Below are 12,068 nucleotides of genomic sequence, written 5' to 3'. Positions count from 1 at the left end.
GCCTACTAGCCCGCCAGCAGCCGATCCATCAGCCGGTCCGCTGCCTCCGGAATAACCGTCCCCGGCGGGAAGATTTCCGCCGCGCCGGCTTGCAGCACCGCCTCGTAGTCCTGCGGCGGGATGACGCCGCCGGCCACGATCAGCATGTCGCCGCGGCCGAGCTTCTTCAGCGCGTCGCGCAATTCCGGGATCAGCGTCAGGTGTCCCGCCGCCAGTGACGAGGCGCCGATGATATGGACGTCATGCTGGACGGCCAGTTTCGCGATCTCTTCCGGTGTCTGGAACATCGCGCCGACGGTGACATCGAAGCCGAGATCTGAGAAGGCCGTAGCGATCACCTTCTGTCCACGGTCGTGGCCGTCCTGTCCCATCTTGGCAACGAGGATGCGCGGCTTGCCGCCGTTTTTCTTCTCGAAAGCAGCGAGCTTGTCCTGCAGCCCGTCGACCACGGGACTGTCGCCAAGTGCCTTGCGGTAGACGCCGGAAATGGTCTGCACCGTTGCGACGTGGCGGCCAAAGGCTCTTTCGAGCGCAAACGAGATCTCTCCGACTGTCGCGTTGGCGCGCGCGGCGCGGACGGCGAACTCCAAGAGGTTCTCATTGCCTTGCGCGGCGCGGGTCAGCGCATCGAGCGCGCTTTCCACCGCAGCGACATCGCGCGTGCCCTTTAGCCGCTGCAGCTTCGACAATTGCCGGGCCCTGACCTCGGCATTGTCGATCTTCAGCACATCGACCTCGATGTCGTTTTCGGGGCGATGCGCGTTGACGCCGACCAGCATCTGCTCGCCGGAATCGATGCGTGCCTGCGTGCGCGCCGCCGCTTCCTCGATGCGCAACTTGGGAATGCCTTGTTCGATCGCGGCGGCCATGCCGCCGAGAGCCTCGACTTCCTCGATATGGCTCAGTGCGCGCGCTGCGAGATCATGCGTCAGCCGTTCGAGATAGGCCGAGCCGCCCCAGGGATCGACGATGCGCGTGGTGCCGGATTCCTTTTGCAGGATAAGCTGCGTGTTGCGGGCGATGCGCGCCGAATGATCGGTCGGCAGCGCCATCGCCTCGTCGAAGGAGTTGGTGTGCAGCGACTGGGTGTGCCCCTGGGTCGCGGCCATCGCTTCGATCATGGTGCGGATGATGTTGTTGTACGGGTCCTGCGCGGTCAGCGACCAGCCGGACGTCTGGCAATGGGTGCGCAGCGACAGCGAGCGCTCGTCCTTCGGCGCAAAATTCTTCTTCATCAGCGTCGCCCACAGCAGGCGCGCGGCCCTGAGCTTGGCCACTTCCATGAAGAAGTTCATACCGATCGCCCAGAAGAAAGACAGGCGCGGCGCGAAGCGGTCGATATCGAGGCCCGCAGCGACACCAGCGCGGGCATATTCAATGCCGTCGGCTATGGTATAGGCGAGTTCCAGGTCGGCCGTCGCACCGGCTTCCTGCATGTGATAGCCGGAGATCGATATCGAATTGAACTTCGGCATGTTCTTCGAGGTGTAGGAGAAGATGTCCGACACGATCCGCATCGAGGGTTTTGGCGGATAGATGTAGGTGTTGCGGACCATGAACTCCTTCAGAATATCGTTCTGAATGGTGCCTGCCAGATCCTTCTGCGCAACGCCCTGTTCTTCCGCCGCGACGATGTAAAGCGCCATGATCGGCAGTACCGCGCCGTTCATCGTCATCGACACCGTCATGTCGCCGAGCGGAATGCCGTCGAAGAGCTGCCGCATGTCGAGGATGGAATCGATGGCGACGCCCGCCATGCCGACATCGCCGGCAACGCGCGGATGGTCGCTGTCATAGCCGCGATGCGTGGCGAGATCGAAGGCGACCGACAGGCCTTTCTGGCCGGCGGCGAGATTGCGCCGGTAAAAGGCATTGGATTCCTCGGCCGTGGAGAAGCCGGCATATTGCCGGATCGTCCAGGGCTGCTGGACGTACATGGTCGGGTAGGGGCCACGCACGAAGGGCGGCAGCCCCGGATAGGTGTCGAGATGCGGCAGGCCCTTGAGGTCACCCTGATTGTACAGGTGCTTGACGACCAGCCCTTCCGGCGTCGTCCGCTGCCCTTTGACCTCGACAGGCGCGCGGCGCGGCGGCGCCCAGCCGATTTGACTGAAATCCGGGATCAAGAGGCTGCCCCGATGGATTGGTCGATGCGGACCGGAAACAACGGTTCGCACAAGACGACGCCTTCCGTGAAGGCAGGCCGCTGCTCAGCATCCAGCGTCTCGACCGGGCGTTCGCTCTTCTGCGGATAGAGCGTGGTGCCGATGATGGCCCGCTCACCGGCCTTGAATGCCGCGTCGCGCCGGGCGGCGGCAGTGCGAACGCGCTGTTGGATCTGACCGTCCCGAAGGCTCGACAGGACGCCCCCTTCGGCCTCGATCGCCTGCAGCTCGGCCCAGGCGGCTTCGCAAAGGTCCGCCGTCAGCGCCTCGACCGCGCCGGACCCATAGGCGGGATCGGCGACATGATCGACATGGCTTTCATTGGCCATGATCAGCTGGGCATTACGCGCGACGCGACGGGCAAAAGGCGCCGGCAGGCCGTGCGCGATCGTATGCGGCAGGACGGAGATCGAATCGGCTCCCCCAGCCGCCGCGGCGAAGCAGCTGATCGTCGTGCGCAGTATGTTGGTTTCGGGATCCAGCGCCGTCATCATGCGGAATGATGTCTCGGCATGGATGTTGGCCGTGGAGTTGGGGATCGAGCAGGCCTCCTGCACGCGTGCCCACAGCCTGCGCAAGGCCCGTACCTTGGCCATGGAGAGGAACTGGTCCTGGTCGACGCTGAGCGCGAAGCCGATATGGGGCGCGGCATAGACGAGCGGCTGCCGCGCCTTCTCGAACATTCTCAGATATGAGACCGCCGAAGCCAGCATGATGCCGAGTTCCTGCGCTTCCGTGGCGCCGGCATTGTGGAAGACGCGACCGTCCGCTTCCAACAGCACGCCGGGAACGCCCATCGAGAAGAAGTGCGCCAGCGATTGCGGCATCGATTCCTGCAGTGCCTCGATCGACATGCGCAGCCGGCCGGTGCCGGCAAGGATCGCCGCCGGATCGATGCCGAAGGACAGGTTGAGCTTTGCCGGATCGGAGCGGCGCTTGCTCAGGAAGGCCACCAGCCAGTCGGCCATGGGGCGGCTCCACGGATGGGTGTCGATGCGGATCTGGATCCGATTGAGGGGCACGCCCTCCAGCACCGTTTCCAGCGCCTGAGCGGTTCTCGGCAGGCCGTAGCCGAATGCGTTCGGAGCGCCTTCGAAGACGAGGGACAGCCCCGTGGCGCCCTGCGCGATGTCGTCCAGAACCTGGGCCTTGGCGCGATCGACGTTGGGGTCGTCGACGCGCTGGCTGACAATCCAGGGCGATCGGGGATTCGTGCGCACGAGCGGTTCGGCCCCGCTTACCCGGTCATAGAGGGGCTCGATGCGGATGGCGTCGTCGGTGTGCGAAACCAGCTTTTCCTCGAAGGATGCGCCTGCCAGTGCCTTTTCCGCCAGGGCCAGCCATCGCTGGCGCTCGGCGCCTGCTGGTTCAACATCCTTGGTCAAGGCTCCGGCGCCCATCCATCTTCCTCGTTCATATGGCCGCACCAGCCGGGCGGTTCAGTCTACGGTTCCCGGTCGGTTATCGCAATGCGCATCCCGGGTCTGAATTCGATCCACCAGATATAGGTCGGCCTGCATGGGCGAACCATGAACGATTGCCAAACACCAGCAAAATCCGCAAGTTCCAAAATCCGATTTCGGCGATGGGCCTGATCGGGACGATTGGCCCCGCTCTGGACAATTGGCATTGTCGCTGTCCGACAGCCTCACTATACCTTCGGGCAAAGGCTGGCTTTTGACACATCAGTTTGCGGAGACCCTGGATATGGCTGACGACACAAGTATTTTCATCGGCGCCAGCCGCAAGCCCGATGACAGCTATCAGCGCCCGGAACAGCTGCTGCTGCAATATGGGAATCGCCATGGCCTGGTGACCGGTGCCACCGGCACCGGCAAGACCGTCACCTTGCAGATCCTGGCGGAAGGGTTTTCGAATGCCGGCGTGCCGGTGTTCTGCGCCGACATCAAGGGTGACCTGTCCGGCATCGCAATGATGGGCACGGCGCAGGATTTCCTGGTCAAGCGGGCCGCGCAGGTCAAGCTCGACCCTTACGACTTCCAGGAATTCCCCGTCATCTTCTGGGACCTGTTCGGCGAGCAGGGCCACCCCATTCGCGCGACCATTTCGGAAATGGGACCGCTGCTCCTGTCGCGGCTGATGAACCTGACCGACGCGCAGGAAGGCATCATGAACATTGCCTTCCGCATCGCCGATGAAGAAGGTCTGCTGCTTCTCGATCTCAAGGACCTGCAGGCGCTGCTTGCCAACATCGCCGAGCGCGCCGAGGAGATCAGCGCGCGCTACGGCAATGTCACCAAGCCATCGGTAGGCGCCATTCAGCGTACGCTGCTGGTGCTGGAGCAACAGGGCGCGGCCAACTTCTTCGGCGAGCCGGCCCTGCGCATCTCCGACATCATGCGCACCACGCGTGACGGCCGGGGCGCCGTCAGCGTGCTGGCCGCCGACAAGCTGATGATGAATCCGCGCCTCTACGCGACCTTCCTGCTCTGGCTGATGTCTGAGCTGTTCGAGGAACTGCCCGAGGTCGGAGATCCCGACCAGCCGAAGCTGGTGTTCTTCTTCGACGAGGCGCATCTTTTGTTTGACGAGGCGCAGAAAGTGCTGGTCGACCGTGTCGAGCAGGTTGTCCGCCTGATCCGCTCGAAAGGCGTCGGCGTCTATTTCGTCACGCAGAACCCCCTGGATATCCCGGAAAAGGTCTTGGCGCAGCTCGGCAATCGCGTCCAGCACGCGCTGCGCGCCTATACGCCGCGTGAGCAGCAGGCAGTGCGGACGGCGGCGGAAACATTCCGGCCAAATCCCGATTTCGACTGCGCCACCACCATCACCCAGCTCGCCACCGGCGAGGCGCTGGTCTCGACACTGGAAGCCAAGGGCGTGCCGTCCATGGTGCAGCGCACGCTGATCCGCCCGCCATCGTCGCGGCTTGGACCCATAACCCCCGCCGAGCGGCAAAAGCTGATCGCGGAAAGTCCGGTCACCGGCCAGTACGACCAGGTCGTCGACCGCGAATCGGCCTTCGAGATCCTGCAGAAAAAGGCCAAGGACGCGCAGGACGCTGAAGCGCAAGCCCAGCAGGCAGGCACCGGCGGTTCGCGCTGGACCATTCCGGGCTTCGGCAATGATGACCCCGCACCGCAGTCCGGTGGCCGCCGCGCACCGGCGCCGCGCCCCTCCAATCGCCAGACCGTGGCGGAGGCCGCCATCAAGTCGGTGGTGCGCTCGGTCGGCTCATCGGTCGGACGCGCTATCGTGCGCGGGATCCTGGGGAGCCTGTCGAGAGGCCGCTGAGCCGCGCCAGGGCCGGTAGCGAGTCGAGCGCAACCTGCTAAATGTTTTCGCGGGTGTAGATCTCGAAGGGTAGGATGTTTGTAAAATTCCCGCCTTCGTTCGGCGTTGAGACAGCGCGGATCATGCCGGCCAAGGTCTCTTGCGCAATGCGGGCGAGGGGGTGCGAGATGATGAAGGTCAGGGTGCCGTCGAGCAGCGCCGAGCGGGTCGACTCCATCAGTTCATAGCCGACAACAACGAGGCTTCCGGCTCTGCCGGTGGAGCGTAGGGCAGCAATAGTGCCGGTGATGCCGCCGCCGGCGACATAAAGCCCGGACAGGTCCGGATTTTCGTTCAGCAGCTTTTCGGTCATCTCCTGCGCAATGGCGCTGGATTCGAAAGTCAGCAGCGGCTCGAGTAGTGTGAAGCCAGGGGCGTGCTCGCGAAAATAGGAGCGAAAGCCACTTTCGTTCATCTCCTGGCAGCGATAGCGGTGGTTGCCGACAAGGATGCCGAGCTTGCCGGGCGCGCGGCAGACATGCTCGAACACCCAGGCCGCGGTGCGCCCGACTTTCCAATTGTCCAGTCCGATGTAGCGCGCATGCCCGGTCGCCGAAATCTGCGAGATCAGCGCAAAGACCGGCACGTTGCGGGCATGCAATGTGTCCACCGCCTGGGTGACGAGGGGATGAACCGCTGCGACGACGCCAACGGCGTCGCATTCGGCGCCGAGCGCCAGCATCCGCGATGCGACGTTCTGCGGTGACAGATCGTCCAGAAACTCCGTGCGCAGCTCGATCTCGCAATCGGGCACCGCCTCGGTTGCCAGGCGCAGCGCCTCGGCCATGTTGCGGTAGAAGGCGCGGCCGGGCTGGTGCAGCAGGAAACCGAACCGGTAGCGCGGCCGGGCGGCCGCCACGCGGCTGCGCAGGGCGCCCATGCCGTAGAAACCGATCTGCTCGGCCGCCAGCCGGACACGCTCTCTCATGCCCTGGCGAACGGCGCCCGAGCCGCTCAGTACCCGGTTGACGGTGGCCACCGAGACATTCGCCTCGGCGGCCACATCCCTTATCGTCGGCCGCTTGTTCTGATCCATTTCGTCTCATCCGCCTGTCGCAATTGATACGAAAATATCATTTGTCATGCCAGATTGATATGAATGACACAATCCAATTGGAACAAACATTCTATTCTTGATTCATTTTGGATCAAGATGTTTATCTCGTCCAAAGCAAGCAAGGCGGACGCACCGCCGGCCAGGGATAGCAGCAGCACAGCGCAGACAGGTTTTCGTCACCGCTCTCGGGCGGTGCGAGGCAGCGCGCGCGTGCGGCCCATCCCAAGGCGTTGCGGGTGCGGCATTGCGGGTGGAGAAATTGCATGGACGATCTCAAATACGGCGTGCGCGACAAGCGCGGCGACTGGAAGCCGAACGGACGCATCGAGGGCGCGCCGTTATGGAACTGGCCGCCCAGGCTGCCGAAGATCCTGGCGTGGTTGCCAGGCTACATCTGGCCGTGGAATGCCTTCCACATGGCCACGGCGCTGCTCTACTGGTTCTATGTCGTGCCGAGCGTAGAGACGATGAAGACGATCAGCTGGGGCTGGGCACTGTGGCTCTATGCCGTCAATGCGGCGGCGATCCTCGTCTTCTACGGCATCTTCGAGCTGCGCTACTACGTCAAGCGCGCCCAGGCGACACGCTTCAAATACAACCACAAATTCCCAGCCGATGCGCCCTCCGACGTCTTCTGGTTCCAGAGCCAGAACCTCGACAACTTCCTGCGCTCGTTCTTCATCACCATTCCGTTATGGACGGTGGTCGAGGTCATCTTTCTATGGTGCTTTGCCAATGGCCGTGTGCCATGGGTCGGCTGGCAGGATCACCCGGTCTACCTCGCCGCACTGGTGCTGATAGCGCCGGCCATCCACGAGGTGCATTTCTTCTTCATCCACCGCCTGATCCACTGGGGACCGCTCTATCGCTGGATCCATTCGGTCCATCACAATTCGATCAACCCCTCGCCCTGGTCGTCGCTGTCGATGCATCCGGTGGAAGGGTTTCTCTATCACGCGGTCGCCTTCTGGCACTTGATCATCCCGTCCAATCCGATCGTTGCGCTGTTCCAGCTGCATGTTGCCGGCTTCGGGGCCGTCAATGGCCATCTCGGCTTCGACAAGCTCGAGGTGACCGAGGACACGGCCGTCAATAGCCATGCCTACACGCACTACCTGCACCACAAATATTTCGAGGTGAACTACGGCGGCGACGGGCTGATCCCGCTCGATAGGTGGTTCGGCACCTGGCACGACGGCACAAGGGAGGGCGAAGCCATGATGGACGCCCGCTTCCAGAAAAAGAAGGAACGCATGAACGCCAGGGCGTGAGCAACGCCGAGGCGAGCATTTGAAACGCGCGCAATCGGGAGAGGCGCGCGGAACGACGAAGCAGCTGTTTTTCTAACCCGTCGGACGACGGCAACCGGGAGGAATGAAATGAAAACAATCACGAAACTGCTGACGGCGATCATGCTTGCGGGCGTGGCGGCGACATCAGCCACGTCGGCAATGGCCGACGGGGCGAAGATCTTCGTCATCGGCGGCAAGGCCGACGACCCGTTCTGGTCGAAGGTCAAGAAGGGCGCCGACGATGCCGGTAAGGTCGCTGAACTGACCGGGGGGTCGGTGACCTGGCTCGGTCCGCAGAACTACGACAATCTCGGCCCGGATGCGGCCAAGCTGATCCGCACCGCGCTCAGCCAGAAGCCTAGCGCCATTGTCGGCCCCGACTGGGTGCCCGAGGCCATGGACGACGCCTTCAAGGAAGTCGTCGCCGCCGGCGTTCCGCTCATCATCTACAATTCCGGCGGCATGGACGCGGCCAAGCGGCTGGGCGCCATGAACTATGTCGGCAATGAAGAATACGCGGCTGGTCTTGGCGGCGGCACCTATTATGGCGGCCATGGCGCCAAGAACGTGCTGTGCGTCAACACCTTGCCGGGCGCCACCAACACCGAAGACCGCTGCAAGGGCATTGCCGACGCCATCGCCAAGAGCGGCGGCAAATCGAGCCAGTTGCCGCTGCCCTCGTCCAGCTTCGGCAACCCGACCGCTGTCGCCGAGGCGATAAAGGCCGCCGTGCTGAAGGACAACACCATCGACGGCGTCATCACCATCAGCGCCGGCGACGCCAACAGCGCCGCCAACGCCATCAGCCAGGCCAATGCCGGCGACAAGGTCAAGCTCGCTTCCTTCGACATGGACGAGACCGGCCTGCAGCGCATCAAGGCCGGCACGCAGATGTTTGCTGTCGACCAGCAGCCCTATCTGCAGGGCTATCTCGCAGTGTCGCTGCTGAACGGCTTCGTCAATTATGGGCTCGACCTGCCGACCAAGCCGGTGCTGACCGGACCGGGGATCGTCGACGCCGCCAATGTCGACGCGACAATGGCCGGTGCAACTGCCGGCGCCCGCTAGCTTGTGCAGATGATGTCCGTCCCGTCTGAGGGCCGGACATCATCTGCCCCGCGCGCCAGGCTCTCCATTGTTCAAGCCAGGGACATTTCGATGACATCCCAAGCCCACCACCAATCCGCGATGGCGGCCACCGCGCCACCCCCTCAGCATTCTTCGATGCCTTCGATCGGCAGCCTAGTGCGGCGCCCCGAGGTTGGCTCGCTGATCGGCATGATCGCCGTTCTGGTCTTCTTCTCGATCTTCGGGGGCGCCAATTTCATGTCGGCCGGTGGCGCTGCGAGCTGGCTCAACGTCGCCTCGGAACTCGGCATCATCGCGCTTCCCATAGGGCTGCTGATGATCGCCGGGCATCTTGACCTCTCCGTCGGCTCGATGGTCCCCGCCAGTTCGATGACCATTGCCATCCTGTCGGGTCATTACGGCCTTCCGATCATCGTCGGCATCCTTGCCGCGCTTGGCCTTGGGCTCGCCGTCGGCTTCATCAACGGCGTACTGGTGATCCGCACCAAAGTGCCATCCTTCGTCGTCACACTCGCCACGCTGTTCGCACTGGCCGGCCTGACGCTCGGACTCTCGGTCATCTTGTCCGGCAGCACCAGCGTCGCACTGAAGAGCGGCCCCACCGCCAAGCTCCTGTTCGGCGACTATCTTGGTGGCAAGTTCGAGGTGACGCTGTTCTGGTGGATCGCCGCCATCCTGATCGTCGGCTTCATCCTGAATTTCTCTCGTTTCGGCAACTGGATCCTGGCCATGGGCGGCGACGCCGTCAGCGCCCGCAATGCCGGCATCCCGACCGACCGTGTAACCATCGCGCTGTTCATGAGCAGCGGCCTGTGCGCCGCCTTCGTCGGCATGTCGCAGGCGATCCTCTACAACAGCGCCCAGGTGGCCGCCGGGCAATCCTTCATCTTCAACTCGATCATCGCGGTGGTCATCGGCGGGGTTCTGCTCACCGGCGGCTATGGTTCGGTTGTCGGCATCGTCTTGGGCACGCTGACCTTCGCCATCGTCAACCAGGGCATTTTCTACACCGGCTTCGACGCCAACTGGGCGAGCCTGATCATCGGCGTCCTGCTGCTGGCAGCCGTGCTGATGAACAACACCTTCCGCACCATGGCACTGACCTACGCGCCACGCGCCAAATCGAGGGCACGCTGATGGCCGCACCCCTGCTCAGGCTGACCGGAATCAACAAGTCGTTCGGCCCGATCGACGTGCTCCACGACATTTCGCTGGAGGTTAACCGAGGCGAGGTGCTGTGCCTGCTCGGCGACAATGGCGCCGGCAAGTCGACGCTGATCAAGATCCTCTCCGGCGTTCACAGGCCGACATCGGGCACGATGGAAATGGACGGCAGATCAGTCGCCTTCGACAGCCCGCGCGACGCCAGCGACCATGGCATCGCCACCGTCCATCAGTTTGGCGGCACGTTCCCGCTGATGAGCATCGGCCGCTCCTTCTTCGTCGGCGCCGAGCCGACACGGCGTTGGGGACCGCTCACGATCTACGACCGCAAGCGCGCCAACGAGATCGCCGTCACCGAAATGCGCCAGCTCGGCATCACCCGCATCGACGACGGCGACCGCCTGGTCGGCGGGCTGTCGGGTGGCGAACGCCAGGCGCTGGCGATCGCACGCGCCGTGCATTTCGGTGCCAGCGTGCTGATCCTCGACGAGCCGACCGCGGCGCTTGGCGTCAAAGAGGCGGCGCATGTGCTGCGCATCGTGCTGCAGGCCCGCCGCAAGGGCATCGCGGTGATCTTCATCACCCACAATGTCGTCCATGCGCTGACCGTCGGCGACCACTTCGCCGTGCTCATCAGAGGCGCCAAGGCCGCCGACTTCCGCAAGGGCGAGAAAAGCCGCGAGGCGATCACTGACCTGATGGCGGGCGGCGAGCAGATGGCCGAGCTTGAGGCCGAGATCGAGAGCTTCTCGGCGGCTGATGACGGGCACGCGCCGCGTGGCGCAAGCCACGCATAACTCAGTGAAGACGCCCATCTCCTCCTCCCGGGCATCTTCATGTACGGCCGGCGGAATGCGTGGTCCGCCGGCCGCCTTTTTCAAACAACCAAAGACAGACGGCAGAGTGACAATGGCAAAATGGATCAACGCGTGCGCGACCGATGATATCGACGAAGAGGACGTCATTCGCTTCGATCACGAGGGTCGGACATTCGCCATCTACCGCAGTCCCGACGATGCATTCTTCTGCACCGACGGGCTGTGCACGCATGAGAAGGTGCATCTGGGCGACGGGCTGGTCATGGAACACAGGATCGAATGCCCGAAGCACAGCGGCGTGTTCGATTACCGGACCGGCGAAGCACTGCGCGCGCCGGTCTGCGTGAACCTGAAAACCTACACCACAAAGGTCGAGGACGGCCGCGTGTACATCGAGGTCTGACATGTCCGATACGTTTACGCTTGCGGCCTGCGCCGAGATGCTATGGCGCGACAAACCGATGGAATTCCGCGTACGGCGCCTCACCGAAATGGGTTTTGAGGTCGGCCTCTGGAACTGGCCCGAGCATGACCTCGCGATGCTGGAAAAATCCGGCGCGACCTTCTCGATCATGAACGGCTATCTCAGCGGCAGACTTGCCGATGATGAGGGCGCTGCCGACTTGTTGAAGACGGCCAAGACGACGGCGGCGGTCGGCAAGCGCCTTGGCGTCGCGCGGCTCAATCTGCACGGCACCGGGCTGGGCGAAGGCGGCCTGCCGGTCACTCCTTGCGAGGCTGCCACCGGCGCCATGTGGCTCAAGGCGCGCGACACGCTGAACCGCATCGCCGACCTCGCCGAGGCGGAAGGCGTGATCTTCACGCTGGAGAATTTGAACCTGTCGGTCGACCATCCCGGCGTGCCGTTTGGACGAGCGGAAGACACGTTAGCGCTAGTGTCTGATGTCAACCGGCCCGGTCTGCGTCTCAACCTCGACCTCTACCATGCGCAGATTGGCGAAGGGAATTTGATCGAGCTGTGCCGCGCCTGCCTGCCCTGGATCGGCGAGGTCCAGGTGGCTGACGTGCCCGGACGCATGGAGCCCGGCAGCGGCGAGATCAATTACCGGGGTATCGCCCATGCGCTGAAGGACATGGGCTACCGCGGGCCGGTGGGCATGGAGGCGTTCGCCTCCGGCGATCCTGAGGCCGCCCTGCAAGCCTTCCGCGAAGCTTTCACCATCTGAGG

At 63.5% G+C, this 12,068-nt stretch carries 10 protein-coding genes; 7 read left to right on the top strand and 3 right to left on the bottom strand.

Annotation, left to right across the window (positions count from 1 at the left end; genetic code table 11):
- Window positions 1-5: 5 nt before the first annotated feature.
- Window positions 6-2,126, bottom strand: a complete 2,121-nt coding sequence (scpA, locus tag QQK95_RS27400) for a methylmalonyl-CoA mutase (protein ID WP_284277535.1) — start codon at window positions 2,124-2,126, stop codon at window positions 6-8.
- Complete coding sequence (locus QQK95_RS27395) at window positions 2,123-3,565, bottom strand: methylmalonyl-CoA mutase subunit beta (RefSeq protein ID WP_284277534.1); 1,443 nt, start codon at window positions 3,563-3,565, stop codon at window positions 2,123-2,125. Before QQK95_RS27395 ends, scpA begins: the two co-directional genes overlap by 4 nt.
- Window positions 3,566-3,872: 307 nt before the next feature.
- Between QQK95_RS27395 and QQK95_RS27390 the strand changes: the two genes are divergently transcribed.
- Window positions 3,873-5,420: a helicase HerA-like C-terminal domain-containing protein gene (locus QQK95_RS27390; RefSeq protein ID WP_284277533.1), complete on the top strand. Its 1,548-nt coding sequence runs from the start codon at window positions 3,873-3,875 to the stop codon at window positions 5,418-5,420.
- Between the two features lie 37 nt (window positions 5,421-5,457).
- Here QQK95_RS27390 and QQK95_RS27385 read toward each other — a convergent pair whose 3' ends face one another.
- A complete protein-coding gene (locus QQK95_RS27385) occupies window positions 5,458-6,495 on the bottom strand; it encodes a LacI family DNA-binding transcriptional regulator (protein WP_284277532.1) in 1,038 nt (345 codons plus the stop codon).
- 284 nt (window positions 6,496-6,779) lie between these two features.
- Here QQK95_RS27385 and QQK95_RS27380 point away from each other — a divergent pair, with 284 nt between their 5' ends.
- The 6 genes from QQK95_RS27380 to QQK95_RS27355 all read left to right on the top strand — a co-directional run bounded on the left by QQK95_RS27380 (window position 6,780) and on the right by QQK95_RS27355 (window position 12,066).
- Complete coding sequence (locus QQK95_RS27380) at window positions 6,780-7,787, top strand: sterol desaturase family protein (RefSeq protein ID WP_284277531.1); 1,008 nt, start codon at window positions 6,780-6,782, stop codon at window positions 7,785-7,787.
- A 108-nt stretch (window positions 7,788-7,895) separates the two neighbouring features.
- A complete protein-coding gene (locus tag QQK95_RS27375) occupies window positions 7,896-8,876 on the top strand; it encodes a sugar ABC transporter substrate-binding protein (RefSeq protein WP_284277530.1) in 981 nt (326 codons plus the stop codon).
- Window positions 8,877-9,032: 156 nt separating this feature from the next.
- Entirely contained in the window at window positions 9,033-10,034 is a 1,002-nt protein-coding gene (locus QQK95_RS27370; RefSeq protein WP_284277634.1) for an ABC transporter permease, read from the top strand.
- On the top strand, window positions 10,034-10,858 hold the full coding sequence (locus QQK95_RS27365; RefSeq protein ID WP_284277529.1) for an ATP-binding cassette domain-containing protein: 825 nt from the start codon (window positions 10,034-10,036) through the stop codon (window positions 10,856-10,858). Before QQK95_RS27370 ends, QQK95_RS27365 begins: the two co-directional genes overlap by 1 nt.
- A gap of 112 nt (window positions 10,859-10,970) precedes the next feature.
- A complete protein-coding gene (locus tag QQK95_RS27360) occupies window positions 10,971-11,282 on the top strand; it encodes a MocE family 2Fe-2S type ferredoxin (RefSeq protein WP_284277528.1) in 312 nt (103 codons plus the stop codon).
- Between the two features lies 1 nt (window position 11,283).
- Window positions 11,284-12,066 carry a hydroxypyruvate isomerase family protein gene (locus tag QQK95_RS27355; RefSeq protein WP_284277527.1) on the top strand — a complete coding sequence of 261 codons (783 nt, stop codon included), beginning with the start codon at window positions 11,284-11,286 and terminating at the stop codon, window positions 12,064-12,066.
- The last annotated feature ends 2 nt before the right edge of the window (window positions 12,067-12,068 follow it).

The organism is Mesorhizobium huakuii (assembly GCF_030160235.1).
In the GTDB taxonomy this organism is placed as follows: Bacteria; Pseudomonadota; Alphaproteobacteria; order Rhizobiales; family Rhizobiaceae; genus Mesorhizobium; species Mesorhizobium huakuii.
This window is presented reverse-complemented; position numbering and strand designations above follow the sequence as displayed.

What these genes read in the sequence shown, in the direction of transcription:
- QQK95_RS27380 (WP_284277531.1), top strand. Translation starts at nt 6,780, where the DNA reads ATGGACGATCTCAAATACGGCGTGCGCGACAAGCGCGGCGACTGGAAG.
- QQK95_RS27385 (WP_284277532.1), bottom strand. Translation starts at nt 6,495, where the DNA reads ATGGATCAGAACAAGCGGCCGACGATAAGGGATGTGGCCGCCGAGGCG.
- QQK95_RS27365 (WP_284277529.1), top strand. Translation starts at nt 10,034, where the DNA reads ATGGCCGCACCCCTGCTCAGGCTGACCGGAATCAACAAGTCGTTCGGC.
- QQK95_RS27360 (WP_284277528.1), top strand. Translation starts at nt 10,971, where the DNA reads ATGGCAAAATGGATCAACGCGTGCGCGACCGATGATATCGACGAAGAG.
- QQK95_RS27395 (WP_284277534.1), bottom strand. Translation starts at nt 3,565, where the DNA reads ATGGGCGCCGGAGCCTTGACCAAGGATGTTGAACCAGCAGGCGCCGAG.
- QQK95_RS27355 (WP_284277527.1), top strand. Translation starts at nt 11,284, where the DNA reads ATGTCCGATACGTTTACGCTTGCGGCCTGCGCCGAGATGCTATGGCGC.
- QQK95_RS27375 (WP_284277530.1), top strand. Translation starts at nt 7,896, where the DNA reads ATGAAAACAATCACGAAACTGCTGACGGCGATCATGCTTGCGGGCGTG.
- QQK95_RS27390 (WP_284277533.1), top strand. Translation starts at nt 3,873, where the DNA reads ATGGCTGACGACACAAGTATTTTCATCGGCGCCAGCCGCAAGCCCGAT.
- QQK95_RS27370 (WP_284277634.1), top strand. Translation starts at nt 9,033, where the DNA reads ATGCCTTCGATCGGCAGCCTAGTGCGGCGCCCCGAGGTTGGCTCGCTG.